Below are 16535 nucleotides of genomic sequence, written 5' to 3' on the forward strand. Positions count from 1 at the left end.
CGACCCGTGCCGGGGGGAGGCTCAGCCGGCGGCGGTCCGGGCCGCCACCACCGCGTCGGCGTGGCGCTCGCGCCAGTAGGCACCCTCGGGGAAGCGGTAGTCCGCCACCGAGGAGGGGTGCATCTGGGTGGAGTAGCCGGGCGCGGTCGGCGGCACGTAGCCGGCGTCCTTGACGATGCAGGGGTCGGTGAAGTGCTCGTGCAGGTGGTCCACGTACTCGGCCACCCGGCCCTCGTGGGTGCCCGAGATGGCCACGAAGTCGAGCATGGAGACGTGCTGGACCATCTCGCACAGCCCGACGCCGCCGGCGTGCGGGCAGACCGGCACCCCGAACTTGGCCGCGAGCAGCAGCACCGCGACGATCTCGTTCAGCGAGCCCAGCCGTCCGGTGTCGACCTGGCAGTAGTCGATCGCCCCGGCCTGCAGGAACTGCTTGAACATCACCCGGTTGTGCCCGTGCTCGCCGGTGGCGACGCCGATCGGGGCGACCGCCTTGCGGATGGCGGCGTGGCCCAGCACGTCGTCGGGGCTGGTGGGCTCCTCGATCCAGGTCAGGTCGAACTCGGCCAGCGCCTGCACCCACTCGATCGCCTGGTCGACGTCCCACACCTGGTTGGCGTCGATCATCAGCTTGCGGTCGGGGCCGATGACGTCGCGGGCGATCTGGCAGCGGACCTTGTCGTGCTCGAGGTCGACGCCCACCTTGAGCTTGATGTGGGAGTACCCCTCGTCCACGGCCTCCTGGCAGAGACGGCGCAGCTTCTCGTCGCTGTAGCCCAGCCAGCCGGCCGAGGTGGTGTAGCAGGGGTACCCGGTGGCCTCGAGCTCGGCGATGCGGGCGGCCTTGCCGTCCTGCTGGCGCTCCAGCAGGGCGATCGCCTCCTCGCGGGTGAGGGCGTCGGAGAGGTAGCGCAGGTCGGCGACGTCGACCAGCTGCTCCGGGGTCATGTCGGCCAGCAGCCGCCACACGGGCTTGCCGGCGTGGCGTCCGGCGAGGTCCCAGACCGCGTTCATCACCGCGGCCAGCGACAGGTGGACGACACCCTTCTCGGGGCCGAGCCAGCGGATCTGGGAGTCCGAGACCAGGCCGCGGTAGACGCCGCCCAGGTCGCCGAGCACCTCCTCGAGGTCGCGGCCGACCAGCGTCTCGGCCTGCTGGCGGGCGGCGACGGCCACGATGTCGTTGCCGCGGCCGATGGTGAAGGTGAGGCCGTGCCCGGTCAGCGGGCTGCCGTCGGGAGCGGCGGTGTCGGTGGTCAGCGTGACGTAGACGGCGGAGTAGTCGGCGTCCTTGTTCATCGCGTCCGAGCCGTCGGCGCTCAGGGAGGTGGGGAAGCGGACGTCGTCGATGGTGACGCCGGTGATGGTGGGCATGCATCCTCCTGGAAGATTCATCGGGAGATTACGTCATGCGGGCCCCCGGTTGCGACGTCGCACGCCGGCTTCCCGCCGATTCGTCGGACGTCTTGCGTGTCGCGGCCTCCTCGGGGGCCGGCTCGCAGGGGCCCCCGGGCAGCCGTGGCCGGGATGTGGCCCGGGCCACCCGACGACGCTGCGCGGGCGCGGTCGGGAACGGGTACGGGGGGTGACAGGATGTGCCGCGTAGCGCTCGAAGCCGGGAGGTCGTGTGAGTACAGAAGCCGAGGTCGACGTCCCCGACGCCGAGGAGCAGCGGGGCGAGGTCGCCCCCATCCCCGCGCCGGGAGTCGCCGAACCGGGAGCGTCGGAGCACGAGGCCGGCGGCGGCGACATCAACTTCGACGAGCAGTTCTACCCGGCGCGACCGCGGGCGCTGCGTCCGCGCGCCCGGCGCAAGCTCACCTTCACCGGCGACCTGATGCCGCCGTTCGAGCCGGTCGGCACCAACAAGGCCTACGTCGAGTGGCTGGTCAACCAGTCCATGCTGGGCGACGCCACCATGCTGGCCCGCCAGCTGTCGGGGCAGTCGAGCATGTGGAACAACCCCTACGCCCACCCCAACCCGCGCCGGGCGCTCGACACCGCCTCGGTCTGGTTCACCGCCTACCCCCTCTCGCTCATCACCCGGCGCTCGCAGTCCTTCCTGTCCGCGCTGGGCTCGGACGACCTGTGGGAGGCCTTCGAGCAGATCGGGATCACCGCCGTGCACACCGGGCCGGTGAAGATGGCCGGCGGTCTCTCCGGGTGGGAGCCCACGCCGAGCATCGACGGCCACTTCGACCGGATCGCCATGGCCATGGACCCGCTGTTCGGCACCGAGGACGAGTTCCGCACCATGTGCGAGTCCGCGGCCCGCCACGGCGGCACGATCATCGACGACATCGTCCCCGGCCACACCGGCAAGGGCGCGGACTTCCGGCTCGCGGAGATGAACTACCGCGACTACCCCGGGATCTACCACATGATCGAGATCCCCGAGGACGACTGGCACCTGCTGCCCGACGTCCCCGAGGGGGAGGACTCGGTCAACCTGGACGCCGCCGCGGAGCGCAAGCTGCAGGAGGCCGGCTACATCATCGGCGAGCTGCAGCGGGTCATCTTCTACGAGCCCGGGGTGAAGGAGACGAACTGGAGCGCCACCCGCGCCGTCGTCGACACCAAGGGCATCCTGCGCCGCTGGGTGTACCTGCACTACTTCAAGGCCGGCCAGCCCTCGATCAACTGGCTCGACCCCACCTTCGCCGGCATCCGGCTGGTGATGGGGGACGCGCTGCACTCCCTGCTCGACCTGGGCTCCGGCGGTCTGCGGCTGGACGCCAACGGCTTCCTGGGCGTCGAGCGCTCCACCGAGGAGTCCCCGGCCTGGTCCGAGGGCCACCCGCTGTCGGAGACGGCGAACCAGCTGATCGGCTCGATGGTCCGCAAGGTGGGGGGCTTCACCTTCCAGGAGCTCAACCTGACCATGGACGACATCAAGGCGACCTCGTCCACCGGCCCCGACCTGTCCTACGACTTCGTCACCCGCCCGGCCTACCACCACGCGCTGGCCACCGGCGACACCGAGTTCCTGCGGCTGGTGCTGCGGGAGGGGCTGCGGATCGGCATCGACCAGGCCTCGCTGGTGCACGCCCTGCAGAACCACGACGAGCTCACCTACGAGCTGGTCCACTTCGCCACCACCCACCGCGACGACCGCTACACCCTGGGTGGGGTCGAGTACGCCGGCCACGAGCTCGCCGAGCACGTGCGCGAGACGCTGCGCCAGCACCTCACCGGCGATGCCGGGCCCTACAACGCGATCTTCACCCAGAACGGGATCGCCTGCACCAGCGCCTCGGTGATCACCGCCTCCCTGGGCATGACCGACCTGGACGCGCTCAGCGAGTCCGACGTGGAGCGGATCAGGTCGGCGCACCTGCTGATGGCCATGTACAACGCCTGGCAGCCCGGGGTGTTCGCCCTCTCCGGGTGGGACCTGTGCGGCACGCTGCCGCTGTCGCGGGAGCAGGTCCGTGCGCTGATCCGCACCGGCGACACCCGCTGGATCGAGCGCGGCGCGCACGACCTGATGGGCTGGAACCCCGAGGCCACCCAGTCGTCGTCGGGGATGCTGCGGGCCCCGACGCTGTACGGCTCGCTGCCGGACCAGCTGCAGGACCCGAGCTCCTTCGCCTCGCGGCTGGCCGCGCTGCTGGCGGTCCGCGAGGCCCACGGCATCGCCACCGGCGAGCTGCTGGACGTCCCCGACGTCTCCTCCGCGGCCATGCTGATCCTGGTGAACCGGCTGGCCATCGGCGCGGTGCAGGTGACGGTGCTGAACTTCAGCGAGGAGGACGTCCGGGGGACCGTGATGTCGTCCCACCTCCCGGTCGGCGGCCGGGTGGTCGACCTCTCCACCTCCGAGCAGGTGGCCGAGGTGGACGACCTGTGCAGCTTCCGGGTGGGGCTGGGCCCCTTCCAGGGGCTGGCGCTGATCATCAAGGAGGACGAGCACGAGGAGGAGGCCCACCGTGACTGACCCCGCAGCCGAGCACGACCGCGCCCGCGACGAGGAGCTGGTCGGCGAGCGCGCCGCCCTGCTGCCCGAGGAGGAGACGGCCGGCGGCAGCGTGGACGCCGAGCGTCAGGCGGAGGAGATCCTCGCCGACTCGCTGCGCCGCACCGACGACCCCGAGGGGACCCAGCAGACGTCGGTGCAGGGCCCGACCGGCGACCGCGACTAGCGGACCGGCTCGGGAGCGGTCCAGCGCGGGTCGCGACCCAGCCGGGCCAGCAGCCGGTCCTGCGGCGTGGCGTCGCCGGTGAGCTCCACCGGCGGCCGGCAGATGCCCTCGCCGTAGAGCGAGTCGCCCCAGCCGTCGGCCGTCGCCTCGAGGTCGGCGACCAGCTCGTCGGGCCACACCAGCTCCTGGCCGGTGGCGCGGGCGACGTCCCAGCCGTGCACCAGCAGGTCCCAGCCGTAGAAGTCGACCATCGTGTCGCCGATCGTGGTGGGGCCGAACCAGCCGTCGTAGCGGCGTGCCGCCACGCCCTCGCCGGCGAGCAGCGCCTCCACCGCGGCGCGGTGGGTCTGCCACGTCGCCGCCGGGTCCTGGTCCGGTGTCCGGGCCGGGAGGGGCAGGTCGTGGCGGGTCAGGAAGTCGCGCTGGGTCTCCACGACGTGGTCGACCACGTCGCGGACGGTCCAGCCGTCGCAGGGGGTCACGGCGTCCCAGCGTCCAGCCGCCCCCTGCAGCACGGCGGTGAAGCGGGCGGCCCGATCGGCGAAGCGGGCCAGCTGCGGGTTCTCGGTCGGTGCGTTCGTCATGGCGCCGAACCTAGGGCCGCGGCGGCGCCGCTTCTTGGAAGAATCCGACACGTGACCTCCTTCTCGGGGATCCACCGCGTCGACCCGGTGGACCGGGCCCACCTGACCGGCCTCAGCCGGCCCACACCGCCGATCGCCCGCTACGCCCCGACCCCGGCGCTGGCGCCGCTGGTGCAGCGGTACTGGATCCCCGTCTGGTCGCTGAGCGAGCCGTCGCGGCAGAGCACCCTGCAGCACCCCGCCTGCCTGGTGGTCATCAGCAACAGCTACGCCCGCTTCTACGGCGTCGCCCGCGGGCTCTCCACCGTGGTGCTCGAGGGTCGGGGGTGGGCGGCGGGCGTCATGCTCACCCCCGGCGCCGGGCGGCTGCTGCTCGGCCGCCCGGTGAGCGAGGTGACCGACCGCCACCTCGACCTCGACCGTCTCGACACCCTGAACGGCCCGGCGCTGACCGGGGCCGTGCGGGCGGCCATGGCGGTCGACCCCGCCGCGGAGTCCTCCCACCGGCGCGCCGTCGAGGCCTACGAGCGGACGCTGTCGGCCTTCCTCCCGCTCGACGCCGCGGGCGAGCGCATCAACGAGGTCATCGGGTGGCTCGCCGAGCACCCCGGCACCACCAGGGTGGCGGAGCTGGCCCGCGCCTTCGGGGCGAGCGAGCGGAGCCTGCAGCGGCTGGTGGAGGAGCGGGTGGGGCTGACCCCGAAGTGGCTGATCCAGCGGCGCCGGCTGCACGACGCGGTGGAGCGGCTGAAGGCCGGCACCACCTCGCTGGCCGACATCGCCGCCGAGCTGGGCTACACCGACCAGGCGCACTTCACCCGGGACTTCAGGACCGTGTCGGGCCAGACGCCGGGGCAGTTCCTCGCCGACCAGCCGACGCGGCGCTGAGGACGTCTGCCGAGCCGGCTAGCGGTCGGCGTACTGGGCCAGGGCCTCGGTGTCCCCGCGGGAGATGGCGTCGAACATGGCCGGGGCGTCGGTCTCGTGCCACAGCACGGCCGACCCGGCCGGGGTGGAGGCGTTCGGGTTGCCCACCGGCACGGTCAGGGTGACCCCGTCCCCGCCGGCGATGCGGCCCATGGCCAGCGCGAGCCGGCCGGCGTCGACCACCCCGGTGCCGGGGTCGGTGCTGAGGGCCTGCGAGGCGGCCATGTTGAGGCGCCAGTAGCGGACCGGGTTGACCACGGTCGCCGGGCTGACCGCCTTGTCGGCGATGGCGGCCATCACCTCGCGCTGACGCTCCACCCGGCCCAGGTCGCCCCGGGCGTCGGCCTTGCGCATCCGGGCGTAGCCCAGCGCCGTCGTGCCGTCCACCTGCTGGCAGCCGGCCTCGATGTCGAGGTGGGAGTCGGCGTCGCTGATGGCCTCCTCGGGGCAGATCTCCACCCCGCCGACCGCGTCGATGACCTGCACGAACCCGCCGAAGCCGACCTCGACGTAGCCGTCGACGCGCAGCCCGGTGCTCTGCTCGACCGTCTCGGTCAGCAGCGGCGCCCCGCCGAAGGCGTAGGCGGCGTTGATCTTGTTCGAGCCGTTGCCGGGGATCGGCACGTAGGAGTCGCGGGGGATCGACACCAGCGCCGGACGCCCGCTGGGCGGCAGGTACAGCAGCATCATCGTGTCGGTGCGCTGGCCCTCGACCGACCCGGTGCCCAGCTGGTCCTGCTGCTCCTCGCTCAGCCCCTCCCGCGAGTCCGAGCCCACCAGCAGGAACAGGCTGCCCGGCTGGCCGGCGGGACGCTCCCCGTCGGGGAAGGCGTCCACGTCGTCGCCCGCGCTCCAGGCGTAGACCGGGACGCCGACCAGCCACACCGCCAGCGCCAGCAGCAGCACCCCGAGCGTGGCGAAGAACCGGCGGACCGGGTGGCGGCGACGCCGGTGCGTGGCGGGCGGCCGCCCGCCCGGCGGCGGGGGCGGCGGCACCGGACGCACCGGGCCCGGGTCGCGACGGACCTGCTGCCGGGCCTCGGGGGCGGCCGCGGCCGGCTGGTGGTGGCCGCGGCCTCGGGCGGCGCCCTCGTCCTGCAGCCGCTGCAGCTCGGCCATCTCGGCCTCGGACATGGCGCGGGTCTCCTCCTGGCGCGCCGGGTCGGGGGTCGGTTCCCGCCGGTACAACCAGTCGAGGTCGTCGGAGTCACGAGGCATGCGGCCACGGTACCCAGCCACCGGCCGCGGCGGAGGAACCGTGGACCGGAGTACGGCGCGTCGTCCGACCCTGTCCGACCGCGGTGGTACAGGCTGGACCCCGATCTGGGTGGAACCCTTCCCCGCACACCGAGATTGAGAGGTTGCCCGTGTCCGCAGACGCCCCTGCCGCAGACACCCGTCCCCGGAACCGTCCTCCCCGCAGCCGAACCGGCGCGAGCCTGCTGGGGCCCGTGCTCGACCCCCAGCACCTGCGCGCCCGCGGCGCCTGGGCCTCGCTGCGGCGGGGCCTGGTGCTGCTGGGCATGACCGTGCTGCTGCCCGGGTCGGCGCAGCTGGTGGCCGGGAACCGCGGCGTCGGCATCGTGGCGCTGCGGGTGTGGGCGTCGCTGTGGGCGGGGCTGCTCGGCTTCGCCGCGCTGGCCGTGGTCAGCCGCGACGCCGCCCTGGCCGTGCTCAGCGCCGGGTTCACCTGGTCGCTGCTGCAGGCGGTGCTGCTGCTGCTCGGCCTGGCGTGGGTGCTGCTGCTGGTCGACGCCTGGCGGGTGGCCCGGCCGATCGACATGCACCGCCCCCACCGGCTCGGCTTCGCCGCCCTCAGCCTGGGGCTGTCCCTCAGCATCGGCAGCGGCGTGGTCGCCTCGGCGGGGGTGCTGGACAGCCAGGGCAGCCTGGTGGCCCACGTCTTCTCCGGCGGCGGGCGCAGCGAGCAGGTGGCGGGCCGCTACAACATCCTGCTGCTGGGCGCCGACGCCGGCGCCAGCCGGGTGGGGCTCCGCCCCGACAGCATCACCGTGGCCAGCGTCGACGCCGAGACCGGCCGCACGGTGCTGTTCAGCCTGCCCCGCAACATGGAGGACATCCCCTTCGCCGAGGGCTCGCCGATGCGCACGCTCTACCCGGACGGCTACACCTGCCCCGAGCACCAGTGCATGCTCAACAGCGTCTACACCGAGGCCAGCAGCCGTCCCGACCTGTACCCCGGCGTCAAGGACCCGGGCGCGCAGGCCACCAAGGAGGCGGTCGAGGGCATCACCGGGCTGCCGATCAACTACTACGCCATGGTCGACCTCAAGGGCTTCGAGGCGCTGGTGGACGCCGTCGGCGGCATCACGCTCGACATCGGCAAGCGGGTGCCCATCGGCGGTGGCACCACCAAGATCAAGGGCTACATCGAGCCGGGCCAGGACGTCACCCTCGACGGCTACCACGCGCTCTGGTTCGCCCGCTCGCGCGCCGAGTCCAGCGACTTCGAGCGCATGCAGCGGCAGAAGTGCGTGATGAGCGCCATGCTCAACCAGCTCGACCCGATGACGGTGTTCACCCAGTTCTCCGAGATCGCCGGGGCGGGGGAGCAGATCGTCACCACCGACGTCGGCGGCGGGCAGGTGAGCAGCCTGGTCGAGCTGGCCGACAAGGCCCGCCGGCTGCCCATCCAGAGCGTCTCCTTCACCCCGCCGCTGGTCTACCCCGGCAGCCCGGACTTCGCGCTGGTCCGCGCCACGGTCGCCCACCACGTCGAGGCCGCCGAGATGCTCGACCGCGGCGAGGAGCCGGGCCCGGCCCCGAAGCCGGCCGAGCAGCCCGGACCCACCGCGCAGGTTCCGCAGGCCCCCGCGGCGCAGACCCCCGCCGCGCCGGCGCAGGCCCCGGCCGAGCAGCCGACCCCCGCTCCCGAGCCGGCGGCCGAGCCCTCCACGGGAAGTGCCTCCAGCCCGTCGCCGGAGCCGGAGGACGACAACGCCGCCGACGACCTGACGGCCGTCTGCGGCACGGCGTGACCGACCGGGCGGCTCGTGAGAGGGTGCACCGGTGACCCAGGCTGAGCAGGACCAGCGGCAGTGGCCCGGGGTGAGCGTGGTGATGCCGGTCCGCAACGAGGAACGCCACCTCGAGGCGGCCGTCCGCCAGATCCTGGCCCAGGACTACCCGGGTGAGCTCGAGGTGGTGATGGCGGTGGGGCCGAGCCACGACCGCACCGAGCAGATCGCCGCCGAGCTGGCCGCCGCCGACGAGCGCGTGGTGGTGGTCCCCAACCCCGCCGGACGCACCCCGCACGCCCTCAACGCCGCCATCGCCCGCTCCCGCTTCGACGTCGTCGTGCGGGTGGACGGCCACGGCGAGCTGACCCCCGGCTACCTGACCACCGCGGTGGAGCTGCTGGAGCGCACCGGGGCGGCGAACGTGGGCGGCATCATGGACGCCCAGGGCGAGACCCCCTTCGAGCAGGCGGTCGCGGTGGCCTACACCAGCCGGCTCGGACTCGGCGGCTCGGCCTTCCACCTGCCGACCAGCCGCGAGCAGGAGGCCGAGACGGTCTTCCTCGGCTCCTTCCGCAAGTCGGTGCTGCTGGAGGTGGGCGGCTACGACGAGACGCTGCACCGGGCCCAGGACTGGGAGCTCAACCACCGGCTGCGCCGGGCCGGTCACACGGTGTGGTTCTCGCCGCGGATGCGGGTCACCTACCGGCCGCGCTCCACGCTGCGGGCGCTGGCCCGCCAGTTCTTCGAGACCGGGCGCTGGCGCCGTGAGGTCGTGCGCCGGCTGCCCGAGACGGCCAGCCTGCGCTACCTGGCCCCGCCGGTGGCCGTCACCGGCGTGGCCGGCGGTGCGCTGCTGGCCGCCGTCGCCGCCCTGGGCGGGCCGCGCTGGCTGCGGATCGGCCTGCTGGGACCGCTGGGCTACCTGGCGGTGGTGCTGGCCGGCGCCGCCTCGCTGCGCCGCGAGCTGCCGCCCGAGGTCAGGGTGCGGCTGCCGCTGGTGCTCGCCGTGATGCACATGGCCTGGGGAGCCGGTTTCCTGGTCGGCCTGCCCCGCGACCAGCGCCGCTGACCCACCCCCGCCCCTGCCTGCGTGTATGTCGTCGCGGTCACGTCCGGCGTGTCGCGGCGTGCCGCGGTGTCCGGACCGGACGGCGTACACGTCCTCAGGGGCGCCGACGTGCGCCGGCCCCGGCTCCGCGGAGGTGGTCCGAGGAGCCGGGGCCGGGCGGCGACGTCAGAGCTCGTCCTCCAGCGCCATCGTCTCGGCGACCTGGCGGGCGGGGGACTGGCGGACCACGTCGATGGGGTTGTCCTCGACCAGGTGCAGCGTGGGGTCGCGGTCCTCCACCACGAACCGGGCCCGGGTGAAGGCCTGGGCGCCGCGCTCGCGCACCTGCGGCAGGCAGCGGAAGCTGACGTCCATCGCGTCGGGGGTGATGACGGTCGAGACGTAGCCGCGCAGCGCGTTCTGGAACTTGATGTGGGGGTTCCAGGCCTGCCACGGGTAGCTGCCGATGGCCGAGTCGCTGCCGTCGCCACCGGAGGTGATCGAGGAGGTGACGAGCTCGGTGCCGACGCTGCGCCCGGTCGGGTCGTCGTAGTCGGCCTTGAGCTCGTTGGCCCAGTGGGTGTGCACGTCACCGGTGAGCACGACCGGGTTGCGGACGCCGGCCTCGATCCAGCCGTCGGTGATCCGCTGGCGTGAGGCGGTGTAGCCGTCCCAGCCGTCCATCGAGACCGTCTTGGACGGCCCCTGCTCGCGGTCGCGCTCGGCGAAGAACACCTGCTGGCCGAGCAGGTCCCAGCGGGCCCGGGAGCGGGAGAAGCCGTCGAGCAGCCACGCCTCCTGCGCCGTGCCGGTGATGGTGCGACGGGCGGAGCCGGCCTCGGTGCAGTCGGTGTCCCAGCCGTCGCCGCAGGCCTGGTTGGACCGGTACTGGCGGGTGTCCATCATGTGGAAGGTGGCCAGCTTCCCCCACTGCAGGCGCCGGTAGAGCTGCATGTCGTACCCCTTGGGGGCCGACGACCGGCGCAGCGGCATGTTCTCGTAGTAGGCCCGGAAGGCGGCCTCCCGGCGGGCCAGGAAGCCGGGCCGCTCGGCCTCGTTCTCGGGGATCGAGTCGGCCCAGTTGTTGTCCAGCTCGTGGTCGTCCCAGGTGACCAGCCACGGCGCCGCGGCGTGGGCGGCCTGCAGGTCGGGGTCGGTCTTGTACTGGGCGTGGCGCTGCCGGTAGCCGGCCAGCGTGGTGGTCTCGGGGCCCTCGTGGGTGCGGACGGTGCCGGAGGCGGCGCCCGCGTACTCGTACTGGTAGTCGCCCAGGTGCACGACCAGGTCGGGACGCTCGTCGGCGAGGCGCCGGTAGGCGGAGAAGTAGCCCTGCTCCCAGTGGGCGCAGGAGGCGAACGCCATGGTCAGCGAGGACGGCATGTCGTTGCGCGCCGGGGCGGTGCGGGTCCGGCCGGTGGGGGAGACGTGGCGGCCGAGGCGGAAGCGGTACCAGTACTGCCGGCCCGGACGCAGCCCCCGCGCCTCGACGTGGACCGCGTGCCCGTGCTGCGGGCGGGCGGTGGCCCGGCCGCGGGCGACGACCTTGGTGAAGCGGCGGTCCGAGGCCACCTCCCAGCGCAGCTCGTGGCTGGCCTGGGACATGCCGCCCCGGCCGTCGGCGGCCAGCGGGTCGGTGGCCAGCCGGGTCCACAGGATGACGCTCTCGGGCCACGGGTCGCCGGAGGCGACGCCGAGGGTGAACGGGTCGGTCTGGGGGACCGGCGAGGCGAGGGCGGCGGTCGGGGCGATCAGGGGCGTGGCGGCGGCAGCGGTGCCGACCAGCCCGGCGGTGAGCAGGGTCCTTCTGGAGGGGGTGAGTTCCATGGGCCCGACGTTGGTCGCCACGGGCTACGAGCCGCGCACACCCAGGTGACACCTCCGCGAACACCACACATCAGGTAGGGAGCCGTCGGGTCGAGCGGCACCGGGTAGGGCACCGGTGCCGGCGCTACTCAGCCGGGCACGACGACCCGCTCGTCGGCGACGACGCGGGCCAGCGCGGCCTCGTCCTCGCCCTCGACCACCACGGCCGAGCCGCCGCCCAGCAGCGGGGCGACCAGGGCGTCGCGCACCGTCGGCCAGGGCTCGCCGGGGCGGACCAGCCGTCGTCCGGGGTCGCCGGCCGTGGCGGCCAGCGCCGCCTGGTCCAGCTGCCGTCCCGGCTCCACCCAGGCGGGCAGGTCCGGGGTGGGCGGCACCCCCGCGTACTGGTCGGGCTGGCTGCGGACGTCCACCGCCCAGTCGACCCAGCCGGCCGGCAGCGGCTGGCTGAAGCCGAGCCCCAGCGGGTGCAGCGAGCAGGCCAGCACCGTCTGCGGCCACTCCGCCGGCTGCTCCAGCGCCTCGGGACCCACCACGACCACCCGGGCGTCCTCGGCGGGGGCCACGTGGCACCCGGTGCTCCACAGCGCCATCACCCACACCAGGCTCATCCAGTGCCCCGGGTGCTCGTCCAGCACGGGCAGCGCGACCGCGTCGCCGGCGTCGAGCTCCAGCTCCTCGACGCAGTAGCTGCTCGCCTTGGCCACCCAGTTGGCGAAGGTGGTGGCCGACAGCTCGGTCCGCGAGCCGGTGCCGAGGTCGTAGTGGGTGATGAGCGGGCTGCCCCCGTCACGGCGGACGCGCTGCCTCAGGTGCTCCTCGATCAGCATCACCCCAGCCTAGGACCGGGCGGCGTGCGGCCACCTCGTCGTGGTCGGCCCCGGTGCGCCGATGAGCCCGCGCGGCGGGCCGGGCGCTAGTACGGTGACCGCCATGCGCTCTGTGGTCATCATGGCCGGCGGGTCGGGCAAGCGGCTGTGGCCGCTGTCGCGCCGGGACACCCCGAAGCAGCTGCTGCCCCTGCTGGGGGAGCAGAGCCTGCTGCGGGTCGCCTTCGACCGGGTCCGCCAGGCCGTGCCCGACGAGCGCGTCTTCGTCTGCACCGGTGCTGAGTGGGTCGACGTGGTGGCCAAGGAGCTGCCGGAGCTGCCGGTGGCCAACATCCTCGGCGAGCCCAGCGGGCGCGACTCGCTCAACGCGGTGGCCTGGCCGGCCGCGGTGCTGGCCCACGAGGACCCCGACGCGGTGGTGGCCATGGTCACCGCCGACCACCTGATCGAGCCGGTGGACAGCTTCGTGGAGGCGCTGCTGGAGGCGTTCGCGGTGGCGGAGGCCGAGCCCGACGCGCTGGTCACCTTCGGTGTCCCGCCGACCAGCCCGCACACCGGGTACGGCTACCTGCACCGCGGCGAGCCGGTGCCCGGCCGCGAGGACGTGTTCACGGTCCGGGAGTTCAAGGAGAAGCCGGACGCCGAGACGGCGGCGGCCTACCTGGCCTCGGGGGAGTACTGGTGGAACTCGGGCATGTTCGTGTGGCGGGCCGCGACGCTGCTGCGACAGCTCGAGGTGCTGCAGCCCGACTGCCACCGCATCGTCACCACGCTGGCCCGCGAGCCCGGGCGGCTGGAGGAGCTCTACCCGCAGCTGCCCCGCACGTCGGTGGACTACGCGGTGATGGAGCCGGTGTCCCAGGGCCGAGCCAGCGGCCGCGTGCTGGTGGTGAAGCTGCCGATCAGCTGGCACGACGTCGGCGGCTACGCCTCGCTGCTCGACCGGCTCGAGCGCGACGCCTCCGGCAACGCCGTCCGCGGCCTCAGCGTGCAGGTGGACGGACGCAACAACCTGGTGATCAACGACCAGGCCGAGCACCTGGTGGCCACCATCGGCGTCAGCGACATGATCATCGTGGCCACCCGGGCCATCACGCTCGTCTGCCCGCTGGGGGAGTCGGAGCGGGTCAAGGAGCTGGTGGCGGCGGTGACCGACTCCGACGGCCGGTACGCCTGAGACGTGATCGGTGGTGGAGGCGGCTACGTCGGGCGACGTAGCGCCGGTGTCGTCGCGGGGCTGACGACCCGCGAGCCCGCGCTCGGCAGGCTGGGGTGACCGACCGCCCCCTGAGGAGCCACCGATGCCCGACCGCCGTCCACGCCGGCTCTCCCGCCCCGCCCACCGGGCCGTGCTGCTGGTGCACGTGGCCTCCGCCGGTTCCTGGCTCGGGCTCGACCTGGTCCTCGGCACCGCCGTGCTGACCCTGCTGTCGGGCCCGCCGACCGAGGCGACCGCCGCCGCGCTGGTGCTCGCCCGGCTGGTCGGCCCGCCGCTGCTGACGGTGGCGGTCACCACCCTGGCCAGCGGGCTGGTGCTCGGGCTGGGCACGCCGTGGGGTCTCGTGCGCCACGGCTGGGTGCTGGCCAAGCTGGTGATCACCGTGGTGCTGCTGGTGCTCGTCGTGGTGCTGCTGCTCCCCGCGCTGGGCGAGCTGTCCGCCGCGGCCGCCGCCAGCCTCGACAGCGGGGCCGCGCCCCCGGCGGTCGGCCAGCTGGTGTTCCCGCCGGTGGTCTCGACCACCGCCGTGCTGGGAGCGATGGCGCTGTCGGTGTTCAAGCCGTCGCGCCGCTCCCGGGCCCGCGTCCGCGGCTGAGCCGCTGGCAGGTGCCCGGCTCGGCGTGCGTCCCCAGTCGCACGGGAGCGCGCCGCACGGGAGCGTGCCGGACGGGAGCGTGTCGGAGGGGAGCTGAGGGGGTATCAGCAGGACGCTGGCACACCCTCCCGGCGACGGGTCGACGAGGTGAGCCGCCGGGCGCCCGAGGACGGGCGCGGACACCGGTGACGTCGTCGCCCTCCACCGGCGGGAACACGCACGCGAACTGGGAGGACGAGATGCAGACCACCATCGAACCGGACGACACCGAGACCGTCGGCCGTCCGAGCGCGGAGTCGGAGGCGCCCGACGGCGGCGACGACGCCCCCGCCACCGGCGAGGGCGTCGAGGGCGAGGGCAACCGCGACTGGGGCACCGGTGACGAGAGCGGGACCGATCCGGGCGCCCAGGAGCCCTCGGACGCCGACTCGGCCGGGCCCACCGACTAGACGTCTGCCGCCCGGGCCCGGCGCACCGCGCGCGGGTCCGGCGGCCCGGTCCACGAAGGAGTGCAGATGAGCAACGCCATGAACCAGCCCGCAGACCCCGACCGCGGCGCCGACCGCACGGCCGAGGAGACGGTGGTGCAGCCGCGCCACACCGACGAGGACCTGCACGGCGGCTCGATCCGCCGCAGCGTCGTGGCGCGGGAGCAGGAGGAGTTCGGCGGCATGAAGTTCGGCGCCTGCTTCTTCGGGTGGGTCACCGCCACCGGGACCGCGGTGCTGCTGACCGCCCTGCTGGCCGCCGTCGGCGCGGGTGTCGGACTCAGCCGGCAGGTCGAGACCGCCCAGGCCACCCAGGACCCGGCCACCGTCGGGCTGATCGGCGGCATCGTGCTGCTGGTCATCATCCTGGTGTCGTACTTCGCCGGCGGCTACGTCGCCGGGCGGATGGCCCGCTTCAACGGCGCCAAGCAGGGGCTCGGCGTCTGGTTGTGGGCGGTCATCATCGCCGTCGTGGTCGCCGTCCTCGGCTGGGTGGCCGGCAACCAGTTCGACGTGCTGGCCAACCTCAACGGCTTCCCGCGGATCCCCGTCAACGAGGGCGACCTGACCACCGGCGGCGTCATCACCGCGGTCCTGCTGGCGCTGGTGAGCCTGCTCGGTGCCGTGCTGGGCGGCCTCGCCGGGATGCGGTTCCACCGCAAGGTCGACCGGGCCGGTCTGGGACGCTGACCGGCCCGCGGCCCGGGCGGCCTAGAAGGCGTAGCGGATCCGCAGCCAGGGTGCGTGCTGCTCGACGATGCCCGTCAGCTCCCGGACCGCGCGGCTCTTCAGCCCCACCCGGTAGCGGACGTTGTCGGCGCCGTTCTGCGACCGCTTCGCCTCCTGGATCTCCGGACGCCACAGCACCTCCTCGGCCTTGGGGTGCCAGCCCAGGTTGACCTCGTGCAGCCCGGCGTTGTGGGTCAGGAAGATGACCTCGGCCGCGGCCTGCGCCTTCGCCGCCTCGCCCAGGCTGTCGGAGAGGTGGTCGAGCAGGTCCGTCCAGTCCTGCTGCCAGCCGTCGCGGATCACCACCGGCGAGAAGTTGAGGTGCACCTCGTAGCCGGCGGCCACGAAGTCGTCGACCGCGCTGATGCGCTCCTCGACCGGGGACGTGCGCAGGTCGAGCAGGCGGGCGTCCTGCTCGGGCATCAGCGAGAACCGGATGCGGGTGCGTCCCTGCGGGTCGAGCTCGAGCAGCTGGCGGTTGACGTGCTTGGTGGCGAAGGAGGCCTTGGCCGTGGGCCACTGGCGGAACGCGGCGACCAGGTCGGCCACGTTGTCGCTGATGGCGGCGTCGACCGAGCAGTCGCTGTTCTCGCCCAGGTCGTACACCCAGGCGTGCGGGTCGCACTGGTTGGGCGCCGGCTTCGGCCCCTGCTTGCGCACGTGGCGCCCGATGTGGGCGATGATCGCGTCGGTGTTGGTGAACACCGTGATGGGGTTGGCGTAGCCCTTGCGGCGGGGCACGTAGCAGTAGGCGCACGCCATCGCGCAGCCGTTGGACGTCGAGGGCGCGATCCAGTCCGCCGAGCGGCCGTTGGGGCGCGTCTGCAGCGACTTCTTGACCCCCAGCACGAGGTCCTCGGTCTTGACCCGGACCCAGCGGCTGATGTTGCCCTCGTTGCCGTGCAGCTGGGGGATCTGCCAGTGCGAGGCGACGTCGACCACCTCGGCGTCGGGGAAGCGGGCCAGCACCTGCTGGCCGCGCTCGGAGGCCGCGGCGGCGGGCTCGGCCCAGATGCGCCGCACCTGGAGCAGCTTCGGCACGCGCGCGCGGGCGGCCTCGTCGCTGCTGGCTGAGCTGCTGGCGGCGGAGCCGGTGGTGACGGGGGAGTCGGTGAGGAGGTCGGTGGAGAACAGGGAGGACTGCACCACTCATGTCTACCCGGTGCCTCTG

At 73.7% G+C, this 16535-nt stretch carries 15 protein-coding genes; 9 read left to right on the top strand and 6 right to left on the bottom strand.

Annotated elements, in window-relative coordinates:
* Window positions 1-21: 21 nt before the first annotated feature.
* The gene (locus GC722_RS11785; RefSeq protein WP_156610337.1) at window positions 22-1374 is read right to left on the bottom strand and encodes an L-fuconate dehydratase; all 1353 of its coding nucleotides are present in this window, start codon (window positions 1372-1374) and stop codon (window positions 22-24) included.
* A 253-nt stretch (window positions 1375-1627) separates the two neighbouring features.
* On the opposite strand from GC722_RS11785, the gene treS reads away from it, so the two are divergent.
* Both treS and GC722_RS11795 read left to right on the top strand, forming a co-directional pair.
* Entirely contained in the window at window positions 1628-3937 is a 2310-nt protein-coding gene (gene treS, locus GC722_RS11790; RefSeq protein ID WP_331714734.1) for a maltose alpha-D-glucosyltransferase, read from the top strand.
* Window positions 3930-4142 carry a hypothetical protein gene (locus GC722_RS11795; RefSeq protein WP_156610339.1) on the top strand — a complete coding sequence of 71 codons (213 nt, stop codon included), beginning with the start codon at window positions 3930-3932 and terminating at the stop codon, window positions 4140-4142. The genes treS and GC722_RS11795 overlap by 8 nt, the downstream gene beginning before the upstream one ends.
* Here GC722_RS11795 and GC722_RS11800 read toward each other — a convergent pair.
* Entirely contained in the window at window positions 4139-4726 is a 588-nt protein-coding gene (locus GC722_RS11800) for a TIGR03086 family metal-binding protein (RefSeq protein WP_156610341.1), read from the bottom strand. The two genes, GC722_RS11795 and GC722_RS11800, sit on opposite strands and share 4 nt — an antisense overlap.
* Before the next feature lie 51 nt (window positions 4727-4777).
* Here GC722_RS11800 and GC722_RS19295 point away from each other — a divergent pair, with 51 nt between their 5' ends.
* Window positions 4778-5614 carry a helix-turn-helix domain-containing protein gene (locus tag GC722_RS19295; protein WP_331714735.1) on the top strand — a complete coding sequence of 279 codons (837 nt, stop codon included), beginning with the start codon at window positions 4778-4780 and terminating at the stop codon, window positions 5612-5614.
* Between the two features lie 18 nt (window positions 5615-5632).
* On the opposite strand, the gene GC722_RS11810 is transcribed toward GC722_RS19295, so the two are convergent.
* Complete coding sequence (locus tag GC722_RS11810; protein ID WP_231747763.1) at window positions 5633-6871, bottom strand: LCP family protein; 1239 nt, start codon at window positions 6869-6871, stop codon at window positions 5633-5635.
* Window positions 6872-7104: 233 nt separating this feature from the next.
* Between GC722_RS11810 and GC722_RS11815 the strand changes: the two genes are divergently transcribed.
* A complete protein-coding gene (locus GC722_RS11815; protein WP_156610343.1) occupies window positions 7105-8652 on the top strand; it encodes an LCP family glycopolymer transferase in 1548 nt (515 codons plus the stop codon).
* Between the two features lie 31 nt (window positions 8653-8683).
* A complete protein-coding gene (locus GC722_RS11820) occupies window positions 8684-9703 on the top strand; it encodes a glycosyltransferase family 2 protein (RefSeq protein WP_331714736.1) in 1020 nt (339 codons plus the stop codon).
* Between the two features lie 165 nt (window positions 9704-9868).
* On the opposite strand, the gene GC722_RS11825 is transcribed toward GC722_RS11820, so the two are convergent.
* Both GC722_RS11825 and GC722_RS11830 read right to left on the bottom strand, forming a co-directional pair.
* Window positions 9869-11506 carry an alkaline phosphatase D family protein gene (locus GC722_RS11825; RefSeq protein WP_156610345.1) on the bottom strand — a complete coding sequence of 546 codons (1638 nt, stop codon included), beginning with the start codon at window positions 11504-11506 and terminating at the stop codon, window positions 9869-9871.
* A 128-nt stretch (window positions 11507-11634) separates the two neighbouring features.
* Complete coding sequence (locus GC722_RS11830; RefSeq protein WP_156610348.1) at window positions 11635-12333, bottom strand: TIGR03089 family protein; 699 nt, start codon at window positions 12331-12333, stop codon at window positions 11635-11637.
* Window positions 12334-12436: 103 nt separating this feature from the next.
* Here GC722_RS11830 and GC722_RS11835 point away from each other — a divergent pair, with 103 nt between their 5' ends.
* The 4 genes from GC722_RS11835 (at window position 12437) to GC722_RS11850 (ending at window position 15325) form a co-directional block, all read left to right on the top strand.
* Entirely contained in the window at window positions 12437-13510 is a 1074-nt protein-coding gene (locus GC722_RS11835; protein WP_156610350.1) for a mannose-1-phosphate guanylyltransferase, read from the top strand.
* A 124-nt stretch (window positions 13511-13634) separates the two neighbouring features.
* Window positions 13635-14147, top strand: a complete 513-nt coding sequence (locus tag GC722_RS11840; RefSeq protein WP_156610352.1) for a hypothetical protein — start codon at window positions 13635-13637, stop codon at window positions 14145-14147.
* Between the two features lie 239 nt (window positions 14148-14386).
* Window positions 14387-14596, top strand: coding sequence for a hypothetical protein (locus GC722_RS11845; RefSeq protein ID WP_156610354.1), 210 nt, complete (start codon window positions 14387-14389; stop codon window positions 14594-14596).
* Between the two features lie 66 nt (window positions 14597-14662).
* Entirely contained in the window at window positions 14663-15325 is a 663-nt protein-coding gene (locus GC722_RS11850; protein WP_156610355.1) for a hypothetical protein, read from the top strand.
* A gap of 21 nt (window positions 15326-15346) precedes the next feature.
* On the opposite strand, the gene GC722_RS11855 is transcribed toward GC722_RS11850, so the two are convergent.
* Complete coding sequence (locus GC722_RS11855) at window positions 15347-16510, bottom strand: spore photoproduct lyase family protein (protein ID WP_331714737.1); 1164 nt, start codon at window positions 16508-16510, stop codon at window positions 15347-15349.
* Window positions 16511-16535: the final 25 nt, after the last annotated feature.

Source organism: Auraticoccus cholistanensis (assembly GCF_009742705.1).
GTDB classification, from domain to species: Bacteria; Actinomycetota; Actinomycetes; order Propionibacteriales; family Propionibacteriaceae; genus Auraticoccus; species Auraticoccus cholistanensis.